Below are 24027 nucleotides of genomic sequence, written 5' to 3' on the forward strand. Positions count from 1 at the left end.
TCAAAAGATCGCAGCCTTCGGCAGCTCCTACATGAGAATGCGTTCCCCTGTAGGAGCTGCCGAAGGCTGCGATCTTTTGCTTTTTGCCATTAACCCTTCAACCAAACCCCTTTCCCAGCCAACCGCGCCCGATCATGGGCCACGGTGAAATCCTGCTCCGGGCCCTTCGGCACAATCCCTGTCGGGTTAATCGTCTTGTGGCTGCCGTAGTAGTGATTCTTGATGTGCTGGAAATCCACCGTCTCGCCAATTCCGGGCATTTGATACATCTCCCGCAGCCAGTTCGACAGGTTCGGATAATCGGCAATGCGCCGCAGGTTGCACTTGAAGTGCCCGTGGTACACCGCGTCAAACCGAATCATCGTGGTGAACAGGCGCACGTCCGCTTCGGTCAGGTATTCGCCGCTCAGATAGCGGTTAGCGCCTAAAACGCTTTCCAGGTGATCGAGTTCGGCAAACACCTCATCAAACGCTTCTTCATAGGCCTGTTGCGAGGTGGCAAAACCTGCGCGGTACACGCCGTTGTTCACGGCGGGATAGATGCGATCGTTCAGCGCATCGATCTCCTTGCGCAGCGGCGCTGGGTAGAAATCCAGGTCGTTGCCGGTGAGCTCATCAAACGCTCTGTTGAACATGCGGATGATCTCCGCCGATTCATTGCTGACGATGCGCTTGAGTTTCTTGTCCCACAGCACCGGCACGGTGACACGACCGGTGTAGTCGGCGGTATCAGCGGTGTAGCGCTGGTGCATGAATTCGAAGTTGTCGAGCTTGTCGCCGGTGGAGCCGAGTGACTTGTCGAAGGTCCAGCCGTTTTCCAGCATCAGCCAACTGACCACAGAAACATCGATCAGACTTTCCAGACCTTTGAGTTTGCGCAGGATCAGCGTGCGGTGCGCCCACGGACAGGCGAGCGAAACGTAGAGGTGATAGCGCCCGGCTTCAGCGGCAAAACCGCCTTCACCGCTGGGACCGGGCTGGCCGTCAGCGGTGACCCAGTTGCGGCGTTGTGCCTGTTCGCGCTGAAACGCGCCGTCCTTGCTGCTTTCGTACCACTTGTCCTGCCAGTGGCCATCGACGAGTAAACCCATGATCAAGACTCCGTAAACCAATAATCGTTGGAGTCGAGTCTATTCCGATGAGTTCGAACAAAAAGCGCAAAGATCGGGCGCGAATGATCGGTTAAATCGATTTGTTCCGCGCAATCCAGTACTGCTCGGCGGTTGAGAAAGCTTGTTCACGGCTCTGACCGAAGCCACGCAAGGCCAGGGCCATGGTCGCAATCAACGCCATTTGCGGGTAGCTGTCGACGACATCGCCTCGCCACACGGCTTTCAGGTGTTCGACGTCCAGGGTCGCCGGTTTGACGTGGCGCTGCGCCGACAATTGCGGCCATTCCTCGTCCCAACTCTCGCCGCCGGTGGTGCCGTACAAGTGGCTGTCGGCATCCGGGTTGATCTCGATTTCGCCACCATCACCCTTGACCACAATCGCCGTGTCACCGAGCAAGCCGCTGGCATCGCGGTGAACCGCTTGATAGCCGGGGTGGAAAATACTTTGCAGGCCGCAGCGAGCGCCCAGTGGATTGAGAATTCGCGCCAGCGAATGAATGGGTGAGCGCAGGCCCAAGGTGTTGCGCAGGTCGATCATCTTCTGCAGCTGCGGCGCCCAGTCCACCAACGGCATGAACGCCAGGCCACCGTTGTCCAGCGCCGTGCCGACTTGCTGCCAGGTGCGGCACAACGGAATGTTCAGCTCGCCGAGCAACTGCTCGCTGTACAGACGCCCGGCGGTGTGAGCGCCGCCGCCGTGCATGAAGATACGCACGCCGTTCTGCGCCAGGCACTTGGCTGCCAGCAGATACCACGGCAGATGCCGCTTCTTGCCGGCATAGGTCGGCCAGTCCAGATCTACGTTCAACGCAGGCGCCTGCAAACGTGCGCGCAGGGCTTCGGTGAAACCGGCCATTTCCTCGGCGCTTTCTTCCTTGTGCCGCAGCAACATCAGAAAGGCGCCGAGCTGAGTGTCTTCGACCTTGTCGTCGAGCACCATGCCCATGGCTTCGCGCGCTTCTTCACGGGTCAGGTCGCGGGCGCCGCGTTTGCCTTTACCGAGGATTCGCACGAATTGGGCGAACGGGTGCTCGGCAGGTGTTTCGAGGGTCAGCGCTGGGAAGTCGGTCATAAGCAATTCGTCGGTTTGGGCAGGCCCGCCAGTTTCGCGGCGAGTTTGGCAGGGGTGCCTTTGAACAGGCGGTTCAGGTGCAGGCTGTTGCCTTTTTCCGGACCGAGTTTCAGCGCGGTGTACTTGATCAGCGGGCGCGTGGCCGGCGACAGCTGGAACTCTGCGTAGAAGCTGCGCAGCAGTTCGAGGACTTCCCAATGTTCGGGCGTCAACTCGATCTCTTCCGCAGCAGCGAGGGCGCTGGCGACATCGTGAGACCAATCGCTGAGGTCGACGAGGAAGCCGTCCTTGTCCAGTTCGATGGCGCGGGCGCCGACGGTCATGGAATTCATAGCCAGCTGTTGACCTTGTCGTGGTGGATCGACAGTTCGACGAAGGCCGGGTAATCGATGGCTTCGGCCCAGTCGGGGACTGCGATGGCGCGAGCCTGCGCATCTTCGGCGAGGACAAACAATTTGATCTGGCGGGTGTGCAATGCGGTGAACGGCGCGGTGCCCGGTTGCAGCGCATAAACAGCATCGCCGGACAGTAATAAGGCATCAGCGCTGCCGATCAGGCGCAGGCAACTGCTCAGGCGATCGTCGCCGAACGGGGAGTGAGACAACACATGCAAAGTCGACATCAGAGGGTGATCACCTGGTCGTAGCGGTCAATAAGGGCGGTGATGTGTTCGGCATCCAGCGGCGCGGCTTCGTCCAGCGAGAGCTCGCTCAAACCGCGAAGGCTGGCGCTTTCGGCGCAATAAAACAGCTGTTCAACGCCAAACATCGGTAGCGCTTGCAGGTTGGCGCTGAGGTCTTTCTGCTGCAAAGCCTTGGCGTTTTGCCCGGCGGCGAGTTGCAGCACACCGTCATCGAGAAACAGCAGGCCGATCGGCAGATCGAACGCGCCACCGGCCAGCACGATGTCCAGCGCTTCGCGGGCACCGGGGCCGGACCAAGGCGATTGGCGGCTGATAATCAACAGGGATTTGGCCATCTCACGAACCTCCGAAGCAGATCAGGCGATCGGCGTCTTGCACCGCATCATGCAACTGACCGAGGCCGGACAATTCCCACGGCGCGTTGACCGAAATCGCTTCACGCTGATAACGCTTGGCTTCTTCGCTGTTCAGCACTCCGCGACGCAGGGCGGCGGCGATGCACACCACGCCGTCCAGCTTTTGCTCGCTGATGAAGGTGCGCCATTGTTTGGGCAAGTCCAGTTCGTCCTGCGGGGTGACCACCGCATCGGAGGCGTTATAGACGCCGTCCTGATAGAAAAACAGCCGGACAATTTCATGCCCACCGGCCAGCGCAGCCTGTGCAAACAGCAGGGCGCGGCGCGAGGAGGGCGCGTGGGCGGCGGAAAACAGCGCAATGGCGAACTTCATGACGGACTCGATCAGCAAGACTGCGGCCATGATAAAGCATTGGATCTTGGCGTGCCGCAGCTCTTCCGAGCAAACACGACCTTGTGGAGCTGCGGCACGCTGCGATCTTTTGATCCTGGACAACCAGATCAAAAGATCGCAGCCTCGTTTCACTCGACGGCACCTACAGGTTGGGCAAACGACACTCAGCGCGGCATGTAGCCCAGTTGCCAGCGTCGCGGGATCTTCAGGGAGAGCAGCCCGATCATTGCAGCGAGCAAACCGCTGACAAACATCGCCTTGAGGCCCAAATGATGTTCCAGCACCGCCCCCAGGATCGCGCCGACAAACATTCCGCTCCACGGCACCAATTGCACCCGCCAGCCGCTGCGGCGTTCGCCGAGCATCCAGCGGCCCAATCCACGGCCGAATCGCGACAAGGCACCGGTGACATACGTCAGACCGACCGGTAAGCCATTCACTTCCTCCACTGACGCGTTCAGCATCCCCATGGCGATGATCGCCGCCAGCAGCGCCGGCAATTGCGAGTCATAGGGCCAGACAGCCGCTGCGCACAGCAGGGTGGCGATACACAGTAGAAGTGGCAGCGCCCGACGTCCGCCGACCCGCGCGACGACTACGCCCAAGGCATTACCGACAATAAATGTCGCGACGAGGATCAACAAACGCCCGGTCAGACCGAGGTCGCCGTCGCTGATTGCCACGGCGAGTCGGGTGGTGTTGCCGCTCATGAACGAGACGAAGTCGCCGCTGGCCATGAAACCGATGGCGTCGGTCATGCCGGCCAGGACCGAGAGGCTGGCCACCAGCGCCAGCCCCACGCGCCCGCGCCACTTGTGCGTGTGCAAGTGGCCGGGGCTGGCACGGTGGGTGGAGGCGGAGGGCAGCATCGGTGGCGTTATCCTTGTGCGACGGTTACGGGTCTATGCCATACAGATCGCAATATTCCAGCCAATCCATCCCGGCCATCTCCGCGACTTCACGGTGTACTTCAAGACGCTGCGCCTGGTAGTCCTCCGGTGTCTCGGCGGTCAGTTGCAGGGTCAACTCCCAGGCAAACAGACCGAGACTTTCCGCCTCGGCTTCGAACGCCTCATGCAGTCGCTCTTCGCGATATTGCGCCTGGGTTTCGCCCTTGGCCTGGGCCAGTAACGGGTTGAGGTTATCGAGGGTGTCACGCAGTTCGGGACGTGCTTCAAGAAACAGTTTCAGGGCGTGTTCATGTCGCTGGTCAGTGGGCGCCATAGCGTTTCCTTGTGAGGCTGATGACCGTAGGTTGCCGCAGCGGTCGACGTGTGTCGCGCTATAAATGCAGTAAAGCAGAACGATTCTGCTGGTTGCGGTGATACAGTCCGCTTTTTTCTGAATGAGCGAAGGCAATGCGAATTCTGATGGTTGCGCTGGCAGCGACGCTGCTGGCCGGTTGCGCGGGTTCGGTGATGGACGATGCGCGCACCAAAGCCCCTTATAAAGTGCTGACGTCGGACAAAGCCGAGAAAGTCGTGGCCCAGTGTGTGCAGTTCGGCTGGCAGGACGAAGCGGTATTTGGCGTGGATGCAGCGGCGTATCTGGAACCGCGCAAGTCTGGCGGTACAACGGTTTACACGCGTTCGGCGGAGTCGTTTGTCGATGTCATCACCGAGGCCTCGGGGACGACGCTGAATTACTACGCCCAGAAGAATGACTTTGTTGCCAAGCGCCGCTTGGCGGCGTTGGCGACCTGCCTCTGAGCCTGCGTTGAAGCTCCTGGCGCCTTCGCGACCAAGCCTCGCGAAGGCGCCGTGACTTCAACCGATCAGCCGCTTCTGGAAAAAATGCCGCTTATGCCCCAGCGGATAATCGGCGATTTCCCCGCACTGGCTGAACCCCATCTTCTTGTAGAACTCCGGCGCCTGGAAATCGAAAGTGTCGAGCCAGATGCCCACGCATTCCTTGTCCCGCGCTGTCGCTTCGGCCATTTGCATCAGCTTCGAGCCAATGCCCTGACCCCGTCCTTGCTCTGGCACCGCGAGCAGATCAATGAACATCCACCGATAAAACGTGTGGCCCCACAGGCCGCCGAGAATCGCGTCGTGCTCATCGCGCACCAACAGCGCGATCGTCTCCATGGCCGAGGGTCCAGCCTTGGCGACGTTATAAGCACGCAGTGGCGCCAGAATGGCGGTGCGTTGTTCTTCGGTGGGGTCTTGCGACAACTCGATACGCAGGTTCATGCCTGACTTCCTTGTGGTTGAGCCCGCAGCCTAACGTGCCCGACGCCAATCTTCCAAGCGCTTGCTTAACCCAAGTGGAACCGCCGTTCGCGCGCCGGGGTCTAGGCATTACAGCGTCATTTCGAACGCGGTTGATGAGGACATCCCATGAATATTTTTGAAGCTCTTCGCGAAAGCCACGACCGCCAGCGTTCCTATGCCAAAAGCCTGATTGAAACCAGCGGCGATACCCCGGAAAGAGTTGAAGCCTATAAAAAGCTCAAGGCCGAATTGCAGGCCCATGAAACGGCAGAAGAACGCCATTTTTATATTCCATTGATGGCCTTCGATAACGGCGTTGATCTGAGTCGCCACGCCATATCCGAACACCATGAAATGGACGAGATGATGGAAGAGCTGGACGAGACCGAGATGTCCAGTCCGGCCTGGCTGGCGACGGCGAAAAAGCTCTCGGACAAGGTGCATCACCACCTCAAGGAAGAAGAACAGAAATTTTTCCAGATGGCCGGCAAATTGCTCAACGAGAAACAGAAAGTCCAACTCGCCGCAGAGTACGAAAAGGAATTCAAAGCGCAGTTGCCTTGAGTACCTAACGGCAGTTTTTGCAGCTTCGCCGTGTAATCTTTTCGCTCATCATGAGGTGGGCGTTATCGCAATATGCTGTATATCCATCCAGTATTCGCTGCGTTTTCTGATTGTCCGCCGGATGACTGCGACAAATCCGCCGATGGACAAAAAAACTACCTCCGTTAGCTTGAAGGCCTCTCCTCGGGAAGGAGAGTTCTTAAATCAACGGAGTGAAAAATCATGAATCAGGCAATTGCACACACTGAACTGAAACACGGTCGCGTGACCTCTCCAGCCAGCCGCGGTGCCGTGGCCATCGACCTCGGTCTGCTCGGTGGCTGGCAGGTCAACGAGATGGAGGGTGGCAAGAACTTCCCGGCGTTGGCCGCCGGGCCGTTTCCTGCGCCGTTCGAGACCGACTCGGCGAGCGTGGCGCCACCTGCCGACGGCTACATCCTCAGTGGCGGCAAGTCCGACGCACGCGACTGTGTGAATTACACCGACGAAGAAATGAGCCAGAAACTGGGTCGTTCGTTCGCCTGGCCGCTGCTTAACGTCGAGCCGGGCCAAATCCTCAAGATCAACTGGGTTTACACCGCGCCGCACACCACCCGCGGCTACCGCTGGCTGATCACCAAGGATGGCTGGGACCCGAAACAACGCATCAGCCGTGCGCAACTGGAGGCGCAACCGTTCTTCGAGGATTTCTATCCGCAGGTGCCGTACTACAGCCATGCGAGTGAGTTGAAGGCCAAAGTCGAGCATGAAGTGAAACTGCCGACCAGCAAGAAGGGCCGTCACGTCATCGTGCTGATGTGGATCGTTGCCAACACCGGCAACGCGTTTTATCAGGCCTTCGACGTCGACTTCCAATAACGACGCACTTTGTTCAAATGGTGAAGCCCGGTAGCGCTGCCGGGCTTTTTTTGTTGAGATTATTCGGTCATAGCCACTTACCAGATAAATAAGGATCAGGCGTCATGCCCAACACAGCTGAACGGGTCAACATCGTCGACACTCAGGTGCTGTCCCAAGACTGGTATCTGCTGAAGAAGATCACCTTTGATTACCACCGCAACAACGGCGAGTGGCAGCGTCAGACGCGCGAGGTGTACGACCGTGGCAATGGCGCGGCTATTCTGCTTTTCAATCGCGCCAAGCGCAGCGTCGTGCTGACGCGCCAGTTCCGTTTGCCGGTGTTCGTCAACGGTCATGACGGCTTGCTGATCGAAGTGGCGGCTGGGTTGCTGGAAGGTGCCGCGCCGGAACAGCGGATTCGCGATGAGGCCGAAGAAGAAACCGGCTATCGCGTGCACGACGTGAAAAAGGTCTTCGAGGCTTACATGAGCCCCGGTTCGGTTACCGAAAAACTGCACTTTTTCATTGCCGAATACGATGCGGCGTCGAAGGTCAGCGACGGTGGCGGCCTGGAGGAAGAGACCGAGGAACTGGAAGTGTTGGAGTGGAGCTTCGATGAGGCATTGGCGGCGTTCCAGCGCGGCGAAATCTGCGACGCCAAGACCATCATGCTGTTGCAGTATGCGGCGATGAATAACCTGTTCGGTGCCTGATTCAGAACAGCTGACCGGTCTTGCCAACTTCTGCAGACTGGCCACCCTCAAGCGCCAGTAGACATTCTTTCGCTTCCAGACCTCCGGCAAACCCGGTCAGCTTCCCAGACGCGCCGATCACCCGGTGACACGGCGCGACGATGGAAATCGGATTGCGCCCATTCGCCGCGCCCACCGCACGAACGGCGCTGGGGTTGCCAATCTGCTCGGCGATCTGGCGGTAGGTTCGCGTTTCGCCGAAGGGAATGGTCAGCAGCGCCGCCCAGACTTTTTGCTGAAACTCGGTGCCGGCGAAATCCAGGTCCAGGTCGAAGCTGTTCCGCGTGCCGGCAAAATATTCTTCCAGCTGTCGAGCGGTTTTCACCAGGATCGGATTGTCCGCTGCTTCGCTCATGGGGCCGAGGCGTACCCGGTTCGGTTTGTCGTTTTCCCAGAGGATGGCGGCCAGTCGTAAGCCGTTCGCGACCAGCTTCAACTCGCCGACCGGCGAGGGCAGGGTGATGAACGTGTAGGACATGGGGACAGACTCCGGATCTGGGCAACAACGGCGCCCAGCATACTGCCTGATCGGGGAGGCGCAATACGCAAAGCCGACCATACTGCTTGGTGCTCTTGAAGTGTTCCCCCGCAGTTTCAGCCCTTGAAAAACAAAAAAGAGATCGACTCATGAAGTACGAACCTTTTGCCAAATCGCTGATAGCGACCTCACTGGCCTTCAGTTGCCTCATGGCCCATGCCGCTTCCGTGGCACCGGTGGCCGCAGAAAACGGCATGGTCGTGACCGCGCAACATCTGGCGACTCACGTCGGCGTCGACGTATTGAAAAGTGGTGGCAACGCCGTGGACGCGGCGGTTGCCGTGGGTTATGCGTTGGCGGTGGTCTATCCCGCAGCCGGTAACCTCGGTGGTGGCGGTTTCATGACCATTCAACTGGCGGACGGGCGCAAGACCTTCCTCGATTTCCGCGAAAAAGCCCCACTGGCCGCCACCGCGAACATGTACCTGGACAAGGAAGGCAACGTTATTCCCGACCTGAGCACTCGTGGCCACTTGGCCGTTGGCGTGCCGGGCACCGTGTCCGGGATGGAACTGGCGCTGAGCAAGTACGGCACCAAACCGCGCAAGGAGATGATTGCTCCGGCGATCAAACTGGCGGAAGACGGTTTCGCGCTGGAGCAGGGCGACGTTGAGCTGCTCGAATATGCCACCGACGTGTTCAAGAAGGACATGCGCGATTCCGGCTCGATCTTCCTGCACAGCGGTGAGCCGATGCAGGTCGGGCAAAAACTGGTGCAGAAAGACCTCGGTAAAACCCTGCGCACGATTTCCGAAAAAGGCGCCGACGGCTTCTATAAAGGCTGGGTTGCTGATGCCATCGTCACTTCCAGTCAGGCCAACAAGGGCATCATCACCCAGGCCGACCTCGACAAATACAAGACCCGCGAACTGGCCCCGGTGGAGTGCGATTACCGTGGCTACCACGTGGTGTCCGCGCCGCCGCCAAGTTCCGGCGGGGTGGTGATCTGCCAGATCATGAACATTCTCGAAGGCTATCCGATGAAGGATCTGGGCTTCCATTCGGCCCAGGGCATGCACTATCAGATCGAAGCCATGCGCCACGCTTATGTAGATCGCAACAGCTACCTCGGCGACCCGGACTTCGTCAAAAATCCGATCGAGCACCTGCTCGACAAGAACTACGCGACCAAGCTGCGCGACGCGATCCAGCCGCAGAAGGCTGGTGTGTCGGCGGAGTTGAAACCCGGCGTCGCGCCCCACGAAGGCAGCAACACCACCCATTACTCGATCGTCGACAAGTGGGGCAATGCGGTCTCGGTCACCTACACCCTCAACGACTGGTTCGGCGCCGGCGTCATGGCGAGCAAAACCGGGGTGATCCTCAACGATGAAATGGACGACTTCACTTCCAAGGTCGGCGTGCCGAACATGTACGGTCTGGTCCAGGGCGAAGCCAATGCCATCGCTCCGGGCAAGGCGCCGCTGTCGTCGATGAGTCCGACCATCGTCACCAAGGATGGCAAAGTGGTGATGGTCGTCGGCACGCCAGGTGGCAGCCGCATCATCACCGCGACCTTGCTGACCATGCTCAACGTCATCGACTACGGCATGGGCTTGCAGGAAGCCGTCGACGCGCCGCGTTTCCACCAGCAATGGATGCCGGAAGAAACCAACCTCGAAGACTTCGCCGCCAGCCCGGACACGAAGAAAATCCTTGAGAGCTGGGGTCACAAGTTCGCCGGGCCGCAGGATGCCAACCACATCGCCGCGATTCTGGTGGGGGCGCCTTCGCTGGGCGGTAAACCGGTCGGCAAAAACCGTTTCTACGGCGCCAACGATCCACGGCGCAATACCGGCTTGTCACTGGGTTACTGATACGCGTAAAAAGGGGGCGGGCTCAGGTCCGCCCCTGTTCCAAGGACTGATCAAGGAAGGCTCATCATGACCACCGCATTACTGATCATCGACGTCCAGCACGCCCTCTGCTCGGGCGAGTATCAGTGCCACGACATCCATAACATCGTCGACAGAATCAACGCCCTCAGCACCCGCGCGCGCAAGGCTGGCGTGCCCGTGGTGCTGATTCAACATGAAGAAGCCGACAGCCCGCTGGCTCGCGGCGCCGAAGGCTGGCAACTGGCCGAAGGTCTGGCAACCGCCGCCAGCGACTTGCGTGTAGGCAAGACCACGCGGGACTCGTTCTATCAGACCGACCTGCGCAAACTGCTGCCGAGCGAGGACTTCGAGCGTCTGGTCATCTGCGGCCTGCAGACCGACTATTGCGTCAACGCCACCGTGCGCCAGGCCCATCAACTGGGCTACGACGTGGTGCTCGCCGGCGACGCACATTCCACCGTCGACAACGGCAACATGAGCGCCGAAGACATCATTGCCGAACACAACAAAGACCTCGCGCACCTGACCGGCTCCGTAGCGCGAATCGACGTAAAACCCGCCGCCGACATCACCTTCTAACCACACACACACACATAAACCCTGTGGGAGCTAGCCCTGCTAGCGATGGCGCGGGGTCAGACGATGATGTTCGAATGACCCACCGCTTTCGCGAGCAAGCTCACTCCCACAGGGGGCCGTGTGAGTCAGGCCTCTTTGCTATTCAAGTCGCAAACAACACCCCACGAATCTCCCCAACCCGCCGTGGCGGCACCACCACGCCCTCCAGCACCATCCGCGTAATCGTCTCCGCCGCCCGTGCGTAATCCTCGTCCAGCGGCTCTTCGCGTTCCATGATCCGGCCCATTTGCCAGCCAATGTTGGTGTACGTGCGCGTGGCCGACCAAATGAACAGCATCAGATGCTCCGGGTCCACCGGTGCGAGCAAGCCGCGTTCGATCCAACTGCGCAGGCAGTCGACATTGCGGCGTGCTTCGGCGTGGAGGAGGTCGCGGCACTCGTCGGGTAACTGCCGCCCGCCCAGCAGCAACTCGCCGCTGAACACTTTGGCAATCGCCGGGTGTTCTCGGGCGATGCGAATCCGCGCGGCGACGTAGGCGCGAAGGCCGATCAACGGATCATCGCTCTCGCGCAACACCGCCGAGGCCTCCAGCAGCGGTTCGACAAACCCCAGCAGCACTTTGCCGTAAAGGTTTTCCTTGGTCTGGAAGTAGTAATACAGGTTGGCCTTGGGTACGCCGGCGCGGGCGGCGATGTCGCGGGTCTGGGTGGCGTCGAAGCCGTTGGCGGCGAACTCTTCGCTGGCGGCGGCGAGGATCAACTGCTCGTTGCGAACTCGAATGGCGCTCATGGCAACACGGTTTTGGTGGACGGCATGACAGGGTTCTGGCGATTTCGGTTTCGCAATATACAAAACTATATAGCGATCAAGCCAGCCTGATCGACGAGCAACGCTATGCTGCTTCAATCATTTCAATAAAAAGGGCAGGGCCATGGCTATTCAGGCAGTGCGGGCGAACGCGAGTCATCTGGACGCGGTGGCGCAACTGTTCGACGCCTACAGGGGTTTTTATCAGCAACCGCCAAACCTCGAGCAATCGCGCGCGTTCATTGCCGAGCGCATGGCGGGCAACGAGTCAGCGATTTTTCTCGCTCAGGATGAACAAGGGCAGGCGCTGGGATTTGTGCAGTTGTACCCGACATTTTCGTCCATCGACGCCCATCGTGCCTGGTTGCTCAGTGACCTGTTCACCGCCGCGACTGCGCGCGGTCGTGGGGTTGGCCGCTTGCTGATGAACACGGCGCGAGACTTTGCCCTGGAAACGGGCGCCAAAAGCATGATGCTGGAAACCGCCACCGACAACGTCACCGCGCAGGGTTTGTACGAGTCACTGGGTTATGTGCGCGACACGGGTTACTACACCTACCTGCTCGATTTGCGTCAGCGCTGAGCGGATTCTCGCAGCAGCTTTTCGATCTGCGCCAATTCCCAGGTACTGAGCAAACTCACCGGATCGGTGCCGTAGCGCTGCCACGTGTGTAGCGCGCCTTCCTGACCGTCGGCATTTTGCGCACATTCACAGTGGTGCAAGCGTCCGCCCTCAAAATCGAGCAAAAGGCGCCAGCCCTCGATATCGACGAGGACACGTCCGCTATTGTCGCAAGACTCGCGCAGTTCCAGCGTCAGGACGCCCAGCGCTGCCTCTCGCAAGCGTTGGCAGACCTCGCGGGCGGTCAGGAAAGAAGACATGGCAGGACTCGATCAAGGGCAGGATCGCGCCAGCATAAAACACCGACAACAGCGTGTCAGTCATCGCTGGCCCGGGCTCGGACAATTCCGTAACATTCGCAACCCTCAAATCTCGCGAACATCCGTGGCCACGCTCAGTGGCCGCTCTGTCAGGTAAGCCATGAAACCGATACGTCTGCGCGCCGATGTCCTGGCCGGACTCACCACCTCGTTTGCCCTGTTGCCCGAATGCATTGCGTTTGCGCTGGTGGCCCACCTCAATCCGCTGATGGGCCTGTACGGCGCCTTCATCATTTGCACGCTGACCGCACTGTTCGGCGGCCGACCGGGGATGGTCTCCGGTGCCGCGGGTTCGATGGCCGTGGTCATCGTCGCGCTGGTGGTGCAGCAGGGCGTGCAGTATCTGCTGGCGACGGTGCTGCTTGGTGGCCTGATCATGATGGCGTTCGGGCTGTTGCGTCTGGGCAAACTGGTGCGCATGGTCCCGCACCCGGTGATGCTCGGTTTCGTCAACGGTCTGGCGATCATCATTGCGCTGGCGCAACTGGAGCATTTCAAGAGCGGTGAGGACTGGCTCAGCGGCACGCCGCTGTACCTGATGACCGGTCTGGTCGCGCTGACCATGGCCATCGTCTACATCCTGCCGCGCCTGACCAAAGCGGTGCCGCCGGCACTGGTGGCGATCCTTGGCGTCGGCTTGCTGGTTTATCTGTTCGGCCTGCCGACCCGCACCCTCGGCGACATGGCGCACATTGCCGGTGGCCTGCCGACGTTCGCGCTGCCGGACATTCCATGGAACCTGGACACCCTGCGCATCATCGCTCCGTACGCGATTCTGATGGCGCTGGTCGGCCTGCTGGAAACCTTGCTGACCCTGAACCTCACCGACGAAATCACCGAAACCCGTGGCTACCCGGATCGCGAATGCGTGGCGCTCGGTGCGGCGAACGTGGTGTCCGGCGCATTCGGCGGCATGGGTGGTTGCGCGATGATCGGCCAGACCGTGATCAACCTCAGCTCCGGCGGACGCGGGCGCTTGTCCGGCGTGGTCGCGGGCGTGCTGATTCTGCTGTTCATCCTGTTTCTGTCGCCGCTGATCGAACGCATTCCGCTGGCGGCGCTGGTGGGCGTGATGTTCGTGGTCTCGCAACAGACCTTCGCCTGGGCGTCGCTGCGGGTGGCGAACAAGGTCCCGTTCAACGATGTGCTGGTGATCATCGCCGTGACCACGATCACCGTGTTCACCGATCTGGCCACGGCGGTGCTGTGCGGGATCATCATCGCCGCGCTCAATTTCGCCTGGCAGCAAGCCCGCGAGTTGTACGCCGATGAGCACCTGGAAAGCGACGGCAGCAAACTCTATCGCCTGCACGGCACGCTGTTCTTTGCCTCGACCACACCGTTTCTCAACCAGTTCGACCCGGCCAACGACCCGGAAAAAGTCACCCTGGACTGTCGTCACCTGAGCTTCGTCGATTACTCGGCCATCGCCGCGTTGAAAACCCTGCGCGAGCGCTACGCCAAGGCTGGCAAGCATGTGCAGGTGTTTCACTTATCGGAGCGCTGCAAGAAGTTGCTCAAACGTGCCGGGGTCGATCACGACTGAGTCGGACGTCGATCAGCCTCTGAGCCAGGTCTTGCCGAGAATGCGCGAGACCTGCTCGGCGGAGTAGGGTTTGGGCAGAAAGTCGTAACCTTCATAACCGCTGCGCGCCAGTTCTTCGCTGTAGCCCGAGGTCAGCACCACGGGCAGATCCGGGCGTCGCTGGCGCAGCTCGCGGGCCAGCGCGACGCCGCTGATGCCCGGCATCACCACGTCGGAAAACACCGCGTCGAACGCCATGGCATCGGCGCCGGCCAGTTGCAGCGCTTCTTCGGCGTTGGTGGCCCAAGTGGTTTCGTAACCCAGATCTTCGAGGATCTGCTGGGCGAAACGGCCGACATCCAGATTGTCTTCGACCACCAGCACGCGACGGCGCATATCCACCGACGGCGTTTCCTCGACTTCGATGTCTTCTGGCGCTGCGACCACACTGGCGCTGACTTGCGGCAGGTACAGGGTAAACACCGTGCCCTTGCCGACCACGCTGGAGACGTCGACGTTGCCACCCGATTGTTTGGCGAAACCGAACACCTGCGACAGCCCAAGGCCTGTGCCTTTGCCGACCGCCTTGGTGGTGAAGAACGGTTCGAAAATATGTTCGAGGGTTTTCGCGTCGATGCCGGTGCCGTTGTCGGCCAAGGTGATCGCCACGAATGACGCGTTTGACCCGGCGTGCGCACGGATGACCGGCAACGGCTTGCCGCCTTCTACGCGCAGTTTCAGCAGACCCTGACCGTCCATGGCATCGCGGGCGTTCAGCGCAATGTTGATCAGTGCGGTCTCGAACTGGCTCAGGTCAGCGCGGATGTAGCACGGCTGATCCGGGCGCTCGACGCTGATATGAATTTGCGCGCCGGTCACTGATTCGAGCATTTCGCCAATGTTCGCCAGCCGCTCGCCAGCATCGACGACTTCCGGGTTCAACGGCTGGCGACGGGCGAAGGCGAGCAGTTGGCTGGTCAGTTTCGCCGCGCGTTCGACGGTGTCGGACACTGCGCGCATGTAGCGTTGGCGGCGCTCGTCCGAGAGGCTCGGCAGCCGCAGGAAGTCCACCGAGGAACGAATGATCGTCAGCAGGTTGTTGAAGTCGTGGGCCACGCCGCCGGTGAGCTGGCCGATGGCTTCGAGTTTCTGCGACTGGCGCAACGCCGATTCGGCATGGGCCAGGCGCACGCTGCGTTCCTCGACCCGCTGCTCCAGCGTGGCATTGAGTTCCTCCAGCGCCAGCAAGCCCTGACGCACTTCAGCGTCGGCGCGCACGCGCTCAATGTGCGCCCAGCAGCGTTCGGTCACTTCACTCAACAGCGCCTGTTCGAACCGCGACCAGGCGCGCGGATGCTTGTCGTGAATGGCCATCAGCGCGGTCAGTCGGCCCTGCTTGATCAGCGGCATACAGATGGTTGCGGTGAGGCCGATGGCCTGGAATGTTGCCGATTCCTCAGGCGGCAGTTCGGCGCGGTTGTCGTGGATGATCAACGGCTGGCCGGCGTGCAGCAGAGTCACGGCTTTTTCGCCGAAGTCGCGCAGGCTGTAGTGGCCGACGATGCTTGGCGAGCCCTCTGCGGCAAAGTCGCCGCGAATGGTGAAGCCGTTTTCGTCGGCATCCATGTCGGCATAGGCGCAATTGGACAGATTAAGATGCTCGACCATCAGGCGCGTGCTCGCGGCGAGAATCGCCTGGGCGTCGCTGGCATTGGTCACCGCGTTGCCGATCGCCTCCAGCACAGCCAGGCGCTGGTTGAGAAAAACCGTTTGAGTGGTTTCGGTGACGGTGTCGAGCAGGCCGACGACGTGGCCTTGGGAGTCGCGAATCGGGCTGTAGCAAAACGTGAAATACGCCTGTTCCGGGCCGGCACCGCGTTCCACCACCAAGGGAAAGTTTTCGATGTAGGTGGCTTTGCCGGCGAACGCAGCGTCGGCAATCGGGCTGATCTCGCGCCAGGCTTCTTGCCAGACCGTGCTGAACGGCCGGCCCAGCGCCAGCGGCTTGCTGCCGAGGATCGGCCTGAACGCGTCGTTGAATATGGTGATCAGATCAGGGCCCCAGACGATCGCCTGAGGAAAATGCGAAGCGAGACTCAGCGAAACGGTGGTCTTGAGCACATCCGGCCAATGCTCGAGCGGGCCGAGGGGCGTGTTCGCCCAGTCGTGAGCGCGGATTTGTTCGGCCATCTCGCCGTTGTCTTGCAACCATTGTGTCATAGGGGGCGTGTCGTTCCTGACGTCAGCTTGTGTAGAAAGACCCTTGCGGATGACCATGATTTCAGCACGCCGCAGGCGTGTTTGCAGCGCAGAGGATTCGGGTCTTTGCGCATCATGGCACGTTGAGCGCGACAAAACGATTTGTGGCGAGGGCGCCGGCGCCCTCGCCACAGGTTTCGATCAGGCTTTTTTCAGGCGTCGATGGCGGGGAAATCAATCTCCGTCAGCGCGGTGTTGTTCAGGTAGTTGGTCAAGGTCTGAACCGCCACCAGGGCAATCACTTCGATGATTTTGACGTCGTCGATACCGGCGGCGCGGGCGGCGGCAATCTGCGCGTCGCTGAGGTGACCACGGCTTTCGGTGAGTTGACGGGCGAGGGCGGCATAAGCATTGAGTTCGCCCTGACGCGCCGCGACGATGTCCTCAGCCGACAGACCTGATTTGCCGCCAAACAAGGTATGCGCCGCCAGGCAGTAGTCGCAGCCGTTGACCTGCGAAGTCGCGAGGTACACCGCTTCTTTTTGCTGGGCACTCAGCGAAGTCTTGCCGAGGATGGCCGAGGCTTGCACATAGGTGTCGAGGGCAACCGGCGCGGTGGCCAAGGTCGCGAACAGGTTCGGCAGGAAGCCGATTTTTTTCTTCACGCCTTCCAGCACAGTGCCGGTGGCGTCGGTGGCGGTGTCGAGGCTGATGGTATTGATGCGGCTCATGGTGATTCTCCGGAAGTCCGCTGCGAAGTGCAGCGGCGATGGAGTGAATCGTAGGCAACGCCAGTAGCGCTTTGGCGGCAAATCGTCGAGGATATGCGACAGATCGTCCAGATCTGTCGACGGGAGTCAGCCATGGATCGTTTATCCACCTTGCTCAGCCATTTCGGCGTGAATGCCGGGACCTTTCACAGCGGCACGTTCTGCGGTGTCGCCGTGCACGAGGGCGAACCTGCCGGCCATGTGCATCTGCTACAGGCCGGCGAGTTGCGGATCAAACCGGGCAATGAGCGCGAGATTCATCTCACCGAACCGTCGCTGATTTTCTTTCCCCGACCGTTTGCCCATCGGATGTTTGCCGACGAAGCCATGCACAGCCAGGTGGTGTGCGCGACGCTGACTTTTGACGGCGGTTCGGGCAATGCCCTGGCCGCCGCGCTGCCGGATTATCTGGTGCTGAAACTGAGTGAAATCCCTGAACTGTCGAGCACCGTCGAATGGCTGTTCAGGGAAGCTTTCGAGGGGCATTGCGGGCGGATGGCGGTGATGGATCGGCTGTTCGAACTGCTGGTGATTTTACTGTTGCGGCATCTGATCAGCAGCCGTGAGCAACAACCGGGGATGATCGCCGGGCTGGCGGACGCACGTTTATCCCGGGCCTTGAACCTGATGCATGAGCAACCGCAAACGCCGTGGAGCGTGGCTGAACTGGCGGCAGTGGCGAACATGTCCCGCGCCAGTTTTGCCGAACAGTTTCGCCGCGTGGTCGGGCAGACGCCTGCCGATTATCTGCTGAGCTGGCGGGTCAGTCTGGCGCAGAAGCGTTTGCGCGAAGGCAAGCCGATTGCGCTGATCGCCGAGGAAGTCGGCTACGAAAGTCCGTCGGCGCTGGCCCGGGCATTTCGACGCAAGACTGGCCTCAGTCCACGGGAATGGAAGGCCGGTGTCTGAGAGTCATTTGGCGAATTTCTTCGCCCCGGCCACGCAGACGATCACACCCAAGGTCACCGCGAGCATGCCGAGGCTGACCTGTTCGTGCAGCAACGTTGCCGCCAGTGCCAGACCGAAAAACGGTTGCAGCAACTGCAACTGACCGACCGCAGCGATCCCGCCCTGCGCCAGACCGCGATACCAGAACACAAACCCGATCAGCATGCTGAACAACGAGACGTATGCCAGGCACAGCCACGCCGACCGGCTGACCTGGTCGAACGAGGCGGGCGCCAGGCACACACTCAGCAGCGCCATCAACGGCAACGCCAACACCAGCGCCCAGCAAATCACCTGCCAGCCGCCGAGGCTGCGCGACAGCTTCGCGCCTTCGGCATAGCCGAGGCCGCAGGCCACAATCGCTGCGAGCATCAGCAAATCGCCGGTCGGCGAGGCGGTCAGCCCCTGAGAGATCGCGTAGCCCACCACCAGCGCACTGCCCAGCACGGAAAACATCCAGAACACCGGCCGTGGACGCTCGCCGCCACGCAGCACGCCGAAAATCGCCGTGGCCAAGGGCAATAATCCGACAAACACAATCGAATGCGCCGACGTCACATGTTGCAGGGCCAACGCCGTCAGCAGCGGAAAGCCGAGCACCACACCGAGCGTCACGATGAGCAACGACAACCACTGATTGCGCGCCGGGCGCCGTTCGCGAAACAGCCACAGCAAGGCCACGGCCAGCACGCCGGCGATGGCCGCGCGCAGCACTGTGAGGAACACCGGGTCGAACTCCAGCACCGCCAAACGCGTGGCGGGCAGCGAGCCGCTGAAGATCACCACGCCGATAAAACCGTTGATCCAGCCACTGGTTTTTTCCAGGGCCGGGGTGGTCGGGTTTGAGGTTCGTTCCATGGCTGATCGCGCTCGGCAGTGGGGTTGCGTTGCAACCATCCTAGGGTCGAGAATCAGCACAATCAAAAAATTGTCATGGATACATCAAGCATGCCGCGTTCGCGCTACAAGACCATCGTGGATGCCTACGCGGCAGACATTCGTTGCGGGCGTCTGGCGCCGGGCACGCGCTTGCCGACTCACCGGCAACTGGCGGCGCAAGAGGGGCTGGCGCTGGTCACGGCGTCGCGGGTTTACGCCGAGCTCGAAGCGATGGGACTGGTCAGCGGCGAAACCGGGCGCGGCACCTTCGTGCGCGAAACCGTGGTGTCGCCGGGGCAGGGCATCGATCAGAAGGACATCGCGGTGGGCATGATCGACCTCAACTTCAACTACCCATCGCTGCCCGGTCAGGCGGAGTTATTGCGCACAGCGTTGCGGCAACTGGCGTTGTCCGGGGACCTGGAAGCGCTGCTGCGATATCAGCCCCACGCCGGTCGCGCCCACGAACGCGCTGCGGTGGCGCGACATCTGCTCGCGCGCGGCGTGCAGGTTGATGCCGCGCAAGTGCTGATCGTCAATGGTGCCCAGCAAGGATTGGCGGTGACGTTGATGGCGTTGCTCAAACCCGGTGATGTGATTGCTGCCGATGCGCTGACCTATTCCGGTTTCAAAGTGCTGGCTGAGGCGCTGCATCTGGAGGTCGTGGCGATCCCGGTCGGCGCGCACGGGCCGGATCTTCAGGCGCTGGAAAAGCTCTGCCGCAGCCGCTCGGTGCGCGCCGTGTATAGCATGCCGACCCTGCACAATCCGCTGGGTTGGGTCATGCCGTTGGCGGCGCGCGAACAGTTGGTGGCGATTGCCCGCCAGCATGATCTGACGATCATCGAAGACGCCGCCTACGCGTTTCTCGTAGAAAATCCACCGCCGCCGTTGGTGCAATTGGCGCCGGAGCGCACCGTGTACGTGTCCGGTCTCTCGAAGAACATCGCCACCGGTTTGCGCGTCGGCTTCATCGCCGCGCCTGAACCTGCAGTGCCGGCGCTGGAACGCATCATCCGCGCCACGACCTGGAACACCCCCGGCGTGATGACGGCTATTGCCTGTGGCTGGCTTGATGACGGCACGGTCAGCGTGCTGGAAGAACAGAAACGCAGTGATGCCGAGGCGCGGCAAGCATTGGCGGCCAAGGTGCTGAAGGGTTTGCCGTACATCGGCCATCCGGCTTCGTATTTTCTGTGGTTGCCGTTGCCGGAAGACGTGCGCGCCGATCAGATCGTGGTGGCGTTGATGCACGAGCAGATTTCCGTCACCACTGCCGAGCCGTTTTGCGTGTCGGCGCATGTACCCCATGCGATTCGTCTGGCGCTGGGTTCGGTGGACATGGCGGTTCTGGGCGAGGCCTTGACCAAGGTCAGGCAGATCATCGGCGCTTACCTGTAAAAACAAATGCTACCCTTGCGCCGCCCGATTTACGCCGATCCGGAACACTCGATGAAAACCACCGCACGCCTGTCCCTCGTCCTGTTAACCGCCGCGCTGTTCAGCCCGCTCAGCCACGCAGCGGGCGACCCGCAAGCCGGGGCGAAAATCTTCCCGCGCCTGTGCGGTGGCTGCCATCAGGTCGGCGAATCGGCGCGACCGGGTTTCGGCCCGCAACTCAATGCCATCATCGGCCGACCCGCCGGCACCTCGGCGAACTATGTGTATTCCGATGCGATGAAAAACTCAGGACTGACTTGGAACCGCGAAACACTGATCGCTTATCTGAAAGACCCGAAAGGCGTGGTGCCGGGCACGCGGATGATTTTCTGGGGGCTGAGCGACGAGGAGAAGGTCGATAATCTGCTGGCGTATCTGCAGAGTTTCGATGCCGAAGGTCATGCCCCGGCCGATATTCCTCAACCCTGAACGCTGTGGGCGCCGCGCATACTGGTCTTACGGCATCATTTGCGCTATTTCTAACCGGCCGGCACACCGCCGTTAGCTCGGAGCACACGATGAAATTGTTGATGTTGACCGCGCCGCTGTTACTCGCCAGCGGATTGGCTCAGGCCGCAATTCCGATGTTCAACGCCACTTGCCCGGGCAAGATCGAAGTCCACGCCGATGAGGGCGGGCCGATCTACATAAACGGCAAGGAAGGCAAGCTGAAGACATTCAACGAGAACTACTTTGAGGCCAAGGGCGCGGGCGTGACCATTTCCTTGAGCATCAATCCCGATGGCTCCGCCGGGGTCTCGTACACCGGCAAGAACAGAACCAACGGCATTTGCGAAGTGAAGAAGGCCTGATCACGCCACCTGATTTCGGCCTGCCGCTTTCGCTTGATACAACTGCTGGTCGGCGCGCTTGATCAGTGCGCTGTGGCTGTTGTCCGCCGGATCGGCCAGACCGACGCCGATGCTCACGGTCACATGCTCGACGACCGGGAAGTGCGCCTCGGCGATGGCCACGCGAATCTTTTCCGCGACCACCTCGGGGGTGTCGGGTTGGGCGATTTCCGGGAGCAGCACGGCGAACTCTTCGCCGCCGTAACGGGCGACGAAATCGGTGGTGCGCAGGCTGCTTTGAATCAGCTGCGCCAACTGCTTGAGTACGTCATCGCCGACGGCATGCCCGTGAGTGTCGTTGATCCGTTTGAAGTGGTCAGCGTCGATCAGCAGCAGCGCAAACGGGCGACCGGTGCGCCGTGACAGCAGCGTGTATTCGGTGAGTTTTTCGTCGAAGCGCCGACGGTTGTAAACGCCGGTCAAGCCATCGTGAACGGCCAGGCTCAGCAGTTCGGCATTGGCCTGGGTGAGGGCAGCGGTGCGTTGGGCGACGGTGGCTTCCAGCGAGGCGTTGGCCTCCTGCAGTTCGCGCTCCTTGCCGAGCAGCGATTGCGTCATGGCATCGATTGACTGGCCGAGCTGGGCAATTTCCTGCACCGGATGCTCGAGGGGAAAACGCGCACCGGGCTCGTTGCGCTGAACCTGTTTGGCCGAACGCGCGAGCTGTTCGATCGGACGGCTCAGGTACAGCGCCACGTAATACGCGACCAGACCGAACAGCACCGCCGCGACGACACCGAGAATCAGCAATTTATACAGCAGCAGGCGTGCCGGTTGCAGTGCGGTTTCCAAAGGTTGGCGCACGGCAATCGACCACGACAGCGCGGTACTCGATGGCGTCGGCACGTTGACCATGCTGGTCAGGTAGCCATCGCCCACCGACCAGCCTGGCGCAGGCGAGTTATTCGCCGCCAGTTGCTGGCCCATCAATGCTTCGGGGTACAACACCTTGCCGTCGTGATCGACGATCAGCGCTTCGATATCCGGTGCGGAATTCTTATGGGAAAACGCCGCCGATTCGACGATTCGCGTCACCCAGCTCCAGTGCGCATGAGCACCGAGTACGCCGATGACCTGGCCTTCGGCATTGCGGATCGGCGCGGCGAAATCGATGAATCGCAGCGGTTCGCCATTCGGCATGCCCGGCAGCAACTTGGCCAGCAGCACGGCTTCGTGGGGATCGCCGGTGTATTCGCCGCGCAACCCGGCCTGAAACCACGGGCGCTGTTGCACTGATTGCCCGACCAGCAAGTTGTTGACCGCTTGATGCACGTTACCTTCAGCATCGGTCACGCCCATCCACGCATACTCGTTGCGGGCCTGGGTGCGCAATTGCATCGATTTGAGAATCGTCGGGTTATCCAGATCGCCGCGTTCCAGGTGCGGGGCGCGGCTGAGCAGATAAACTTCCAGTTGCCGCTCGCGCAGTTGTTCACCCAATAACGAGGCGGCTGAACGGGCGGTGTTGAGCAAGGCGTTGCCACTGGCCTGTTTCATTTGTTCAGTGGCGATGTGGCCGACGTAGAAACCCACGCTCAACAGCGTCAACAGGGACAAACCGGTGAACCAAAGAGTGAGGTGGCTACGCAGACTGGCTTTGAGCATGGGCGATGATTGTCTGTCTTGATTGGCGTGGCGCCATGGTATGCGACATCGCCGACGGGCTGCCAGCGAAGCGGCAAAATGAAACTTGTCGAGATTGATACCAAGAGGCCTAGGTTTTCGCTAAGGTGTGCGCCGCCCGAGAGACGGATCCCGGGCGTTTTCCTATGGAGTTTTACCGTGAAGTACTTCAGCAAAGTAGTCGCCGCCGCCCTGTTCGGTGCGGTTCTGGCAGGTTGCACTGGCACCCCGATGAACACCCAGCATTACGACAGCAACCAGTACACTGTGATCGGCCACAGTGAAGCCACCGCCACCGGTCTGCTGCTGTTCGGCGTAATCCCGATCCAGCAGAACAACCGCTTCGTCCGCGCCCAGACCGCCGCGATCAAAGCCAAGGGCGGCGACGCCATGATAAACACCCAAGTCCAGGAAAACTGGTTCTGGGCCTGGGTTCTGACCGGCTACACCACCAAGATTTCCGGTGACGTGGTCAAGCTCAAGACCGCGCAATAAGCCTCGGTTGAACGCAAAAAAGCCCGGCTGATCAGGCCGGGCTTTTTTGTGGGCGTGCGGTACAGCTTTGGATCATGCGACGCGGCGTTCCAGCAGACGATCCGAGCCACCTTCGGCAACGCGGCGTTCGAGCAGACGATCCGAGCCACCTTCGGCGACGCGGCGTTCGAGCAGACGATCCGAGCCACCTTCAGCAACGCGGCGTTCGATCAGACGATCCGAGCCACCTTCGGCAACGCGGCGTTCGATAAGACGATCCGAGCCACCTTCGGCGACGCGGCGTTCGAGCAGACGATCCGAGCCACCTTCGGCGACGCGGCGTTCGAGCAGACGATCCGAGCCACCTTCAGCAACGCGGCGTTCGAGCAGACGATCCGAACCGCCCTCAGCCACACGGCTTTCAATCAGCTTGTCCGAACCGCCTTCGGCGATCATGGTGTGAGCCGGGGTGGCGGCAAAAGCGTTAATTGCAAAAACCGAGAAAGCGATGCTGAGGATGGTTTGGCGTTTCATGATCGTGTGCTCCAGAAGGTTGTTTGTTTGTCTGGAGCCGATCTTACGCCGCGGATTTTTTATGAGAACTTCATTGGCGTGATGGTGACTATCGACGCCAACGATGGAGCAGTTCTGTACTCTATTTACGTCC

General features: G+C 60.7%; 30 protein-coding genes. 13 read left to right on the top strand and 17 right to left on the bottom strand.

Annotated features, from left to right (window positions below; genetic code table 11):
- Positions 1-89 precede the first annotated feature (89 nt).
- The 8 genes from EJA71_RS03185 to EJA71_RS03220 form a co-directional block, all read right to left on the bottom strand.
- Positions 90-1091: a glutathione S-transferase family protein gene (locus EJA71_RS03185; RefSeq protein WP_158954204.1), complete on the bottom strand. Its 1002-nt coding sequence runs from the start codon at positions 1089-1091 to the stop codon at positions 90-92.
- A 91-nt stretch (positions 1092-1182) separates the two neighbouring features.
- Positions 1183-2184: a glycosyl transferase family protein gene (locus EJA71_RS03190; protein WP_158954206.1), complete on the bottom strand. Its 1002-nt coding sequence runs from the start codon at positions 2182-2184 to the stop codon at positions 1183-1185.
- The gene (locus tag EJA71_RS03195) at positions 2181-2516 is read right to left on the bottom strand and encodes a TusE/DsrC/DsvC family sulfur relay protein (protein WP_158954208.1); all 336 of its coding nucleotides are present in this window, start codon (positions 2514-2516) and stop codon (positions 2181-2183) included. The genes EJA71_RS03190 and EJA71_RS03195 overlap by 4 nt, the downstream gene beginning before the upstream one ends.
- Positions 2513-2806: a sulfurtransferase complex subunit TusB gene (gene tusB, locus EJA71_RS03200; RefSeq protein ID WP_158954210.1), complete on the bottom strand. Its 294-nt coding sequence runs from the start codon at positions 2804-2806 to the stop codon at positions 2513-2515. The genes EJA71_RS03195 and tusB overlap by 4 nt, the downstream gene beginning before the upstream one ends.
- On the bottom strand, positions 2806-3162 hold the full coding sequence (tusC, locus tag EJA71_RS03205; protein WP_158954212.1) for a sulfurtransferase complex subunit TusC: 357 nt from the start codon (positions 3160-3162) through the stop codon (positions 2806-2808). The genes tusB and tusC overlap by 1 nt, the downstream gene beginning before the upstream one ends.
- Before the next feature lies 1 nt (position 3163).
- Entirely contained in the window at positions 3164-3556 is a 393-nt protein-coding gene (tusD, locus tag EJA71_RS03210; protein WP_158954214.1) for a sulfurtransferase complex subunit TusD, read from the bottom strand.
- 185 nt (positions 3557-3741) lie between these two features.
- Complete coding sequence (locus EJA71_RS03215; protein WP_158954216.1) at positions 3742-4446, bottom strand: YoaK family protein; 705 nt, start codon at positions 4444-4446, stop codon at positions 3742-3744.
- Between the two features lie 25 nt (positions 4447-4471).
- Positions 4472-4801 carry a DUF6388 family protein gene (locus EJA71_RS03220; RefSeq protein WP_158954218.1) on the bottom strand — a complete coding sequence of 110 codons (330 nt, stop codon included), beginning with the start codon at positions 4799-4801 and terminating at the stop codon, positions 4472-4474.
- Between the two features lie 134 nt (positions 4802-4935).
- Between EJA71_RS03220 and EJA71_RS03225 the strand changes: the two genes are divergently transcribed.
- A complete protein-coding gene (locus tag EJA71_RS03225; protein ID WP_158954220.1) occupies positions 4936-5286 on the top strand; it encodes a hypothetical protein in 351 nt (116 codons plus the stop codon).
- Positions 5287-5343: 57 nt separating this feature from the next.
- On the opposite strand, the gene EJA71_RS03230 is transcribed toward EJA71_RS03225, so the two are convergent.
- Positions 5344-5769 (bottom strand): N-acetyltransferase, encoded by a 426-nt coding sequence (locus EJA71_RS03230; RefSeq protein WP_158954222.1) that lies wholly within the window; start codon positions 5767-5769, stop codon positions 5344-5346.
- Between the two features lie 147 nt (positions 5770-5916).
- Here EJA71_RS03230 and EJA71_RS03235 point away from each other — a divergent pair, with 147 nt between their 5' ends.
- The 3 genes from EJA71_RS03235 (at position 5917) to EJA71_RS03245 (ending at position 7907) form a co-directional block, all read left to right on the top strand.
- Positions 5917-6354, top strand: a complete 438-nt coding sequence (locus tag EJA71_RS03235) for a hemerythrin domain-containing protein (protein ID WP_158954224.1) — start codon at positions 5917-5919, stop codon at positions 6352-6354.
- A 222-nt stretch (positions 6355-6576) separates the two neighbouring features.
- Positions 6577-7212, top strand: coding sequence for a lytic polysaccharide monooxygenase auxiliary activity family 9 protein (locus EJA71_RS03240; protein WP_158954226.1), 636 nt, complete (start codon positions 6577-6579; stop codon positions 7210-7212).
- A gap of 104 nt (positions 7213-7316) precedes the next feature.
- Positions 7317-7907 (top strand): NUDIX domain-containing protein, encoded by a 591-nt coding sequence (locus EJA71_RS03245; protein WP_158954228.1) that lies wholly within the window; start codon positions 7317-7319, stop codon positions 7905-7907.
- Position 7908: 1 nt separating this feature from the next.
- Here the strand turns inward: EJA71_RS03245 and EJA71_RS03250 are convergent, their stop codons facing one another.
- On the bottom strand, positions 7909-8424 hold the full coding sequence (locus tag EJA71_RS03250) for a methylated-DNA--[protein]-cysteine S-methyltransferase (RefSeq protein ID WP_158954230.1): 516 nt from the start codon (positions 8422-8424) through the stop codon (positions 7909-7911).
- Positions 8425-8573: 149 nt separating this feature from the next.
- Between EJA71_RS03250 and ggt the strand changes: the two genes are divergently transcribed.
- Positions 8574-10301: a gamma-glutamyltransferase gene (ggt, locus tag EJA71_RS03255; RefSeq protein ID WP_158954232.1), complete on the top strand. Its 1728-nt coding sequence runs from the start codon at positions 8574-8576 to the stop codon at positions 10299-10301.
- Between the two features lie 66 nt (positions 10302-10367).
- Positions 10368-10901, top strand: a complete 534-nt coding sequence (locus tag EJA71_RS03260) for a cysteine hydrolase family protein (RefSeq protein ID WP_158954234.1) — start codon at positions 10368-10370, stop codon at positions 10899-10901.
- Between the two features lie 142 nt (positions 10902-11043).
- Here EJA71_RS03260 and EJA71_RS03265 read toward each other — a convergent pair whose 3' ends face one another.
- Positions 11044-11691 carry a TetR/AcrR family transcriptional regulator gene (locus tag EJA71_RS03265; protein WP_158954236.1) on the bottom strand — a complete coding sequence of 216 codons (648 nt, stop codon included), beginning with the start codon at positions 11689-11691 and terminating at the stop codon, positions 11044-11046.
- A 142-nt stretch (positions 11692-11833) separates the two neighbouring features.
- On the opposite strand from EJA71_RS03265, the gene EJA71_RS03270 reads away from it, so the two are divergent.
- On the top strand, positions 11834-12292 hold the full coding sequence (locus EJA71_RS03270) for a GNAT family N-acetyltransferase (protein WP_158954238.1): 459 nt from the start codon (positions 11834-11836) through the stop codon (positions 12290-12292).
- On the opposite strand, the gene EJA71_RS03275 is transcribed toward EJA71_RS03270, so the two are convergent.
- Entirely contained in the window at positions 12283-12591 is a 309-nt protein-coding gene (locus tag EJA71_RS03275; RefSeq protein WP_158954240.1) for a hypothetical protein, read from the bottom strand. The genes EJA71_RS03270 and EJA71_RS03275 overlap by 10 nt on opposite strands.
- A gap of 160 nt (positions 12592-12751) precedes the next feature.
- On the opposite strand from EJA71_RS03275, the gene EJA71_RS03280 reads away from it, so the two are divergent.
- Positions 12752-14197: a SulP family inorganic anion transporter gene (locus EJA71_RS03280; RefSeq protein WP_158954242.1), complete on the top strand. Its 1446-nt coding sequence runs from the start codon at positions 12752-12754 to the stop codon at positions 14195-14197.
- A 12-nt stretch (positions 14198-14209) separates the two neighbouring features.
- On the opposite strand, the gene EJA71_RS03285 is transcribed toward EJA71_RS03280, so the two are convergent.
- On the bottom strand, positions 14210-16396 hold the full coding sequence (locus EJA71_RS03285) for a GAF domain-containing protein (protein WP_158954244.1): 2187 nt from the start codon (positions 16394-16396) through the stop codon (positions 14210-14212).
- A gap of 191 nt (positions 16397-16587) precedes the next feature.
- Positions 16588-17106 carry a carboxymuconolactone decarboxylase family protein gene (locus EJA71_RS03290; RefSeq protein WP_158954246.1) on the bottom strand — a complete coding sequence of 173 codons (519 nt, stop codon included), beginning with the start codon at positions 17104-17106 and terminating at the stop codon, positions 16588-16590.
- A gap of 132 nt (positions 17107-17238) precedes the next feature.
- Between EJA71_RS03290 and EJA71_RS03295 the strand changes: the two genes are divergently transcribed.
- Positions 17239-18054: an AraC family transcriptional regulator gene (locus tag EJA71_RS03295; RefSeq protein WP_158954248.1), complete on the top strand. Its 816-nt coding sequence runs from the start codon at positions 17239-17241 to the stop codon at positions 18052-18054.
- A gap of 3 nt (positions 18055-18057) precedes the next feature.
- Here EJA71_RS03295 and EJA71_RS03300 read toward each other — a convergent pair whose 3' ends face one another.
- Entirely contained in the window at positions 18058-18951 is an 894-nt protein-coding gene (locus EJA71_RS03300; protein WP_158954250.1) for a DMT family transporter, read from the bottom strand.
- Between the two features lie 90 nt (positions 18952-19041).
- Between EJA71_RS03300 and EJA71_RS03305 the strand changes: the two genes are divergently transcribed.
- The 3 genes from EJA71_RS03305 to EJA71_RS03315 all read left to right on the top strand — a co-directional run bounded on the left by EJA71_RS03305 (position 19042) and on the right by EJA71_RS03315 (position 21224).
- Positions 19042-20373 carry a PLP-dependent aminotransferase family protein gene (locus EJA71_RS03305; protein WP_158954252.1) on the top strand — a complete coding sequence of 444 codons (1332 nt, stop codon included), beginning with the start codon at positions 19042-19044 and terminating at the stop codon, positions 20371-20373.
- 51 nt (positions 20374-20424) lie between these two features.
- Positions 20425-20841, top strand: a complete 417-nt coding sequence (locus EJA71_RS03310; RefSeq protein ID WP_158954254.1) for a c-type cytochrome — start codon at positions 20425-20427, stop codon at positions 20839-20841.
- 89 nt (positions 20842-20930) lie between these two features.
- Positions 20931-21224, top strand: coding sequence for a hypothetical protein (locus EJA71_RS03315; RefSeq protein ID WP_158954256.1), 294 nt, complete (start codon positions 20931-20933; stop codon positions 21222-21224).
- Here the strand turns inward: EJA71_RS03315 and EJA71_RS03320 are convergent, their stop codons facing one another.
- On the bottom strand, positions 21225-22868 hold the full coding sequence (locus EJA71_RS03320) for a sensor domain-containing diguanylate cyclase (RefSeq protein WP_158954258.1): 1644 nt from the start codon (positions 22866-22868) through the stop codon (positions 21225-21227). It abuts the gene before it with no gap.
- Positions 22869-23045: 177 nt separating this feature from the next.
- Between EJA71_RS03320 and EJA71_RS03325 the strand changes: the two genes are divergently transcribed.
- The gene (locus EJA71_RS03325; RefSeq protein WP_158954260.1) at positions 23046-23381 is read left to right on the top strand and encodes a hypothetical protein; all 336 of its coding nucleotides are present in this window, start codon (positions 23046-23048) and stop codon (positions 23379-23381) included.
- 72 nt (positions 23382-23453) lie between these two features.
- Here the strand turns inward: EJA71_RS03325 and EJA71_RS03330 are convergent, their stop codons facing one another.
- Entirely contained in the window at positions 23454-23894 is a 441-nt protein-coding gene (locus tag EJA71_RS03330) for a phage infection protein (protein WP_158954262.1), read from the bottom strand.
- Positions 23895-24027 lie beyond the last annotated feature (133 nt).

The sequence above is a fragment of the Pseudomonas sp. PB106 genome, from assembly GCF_009764645.1.
GTDB lineage: Bacteria > Pseudomonadota > Gammaproteobacteria > Pseudomonadales > Pseudomonadaceae > Aquipseudomonas.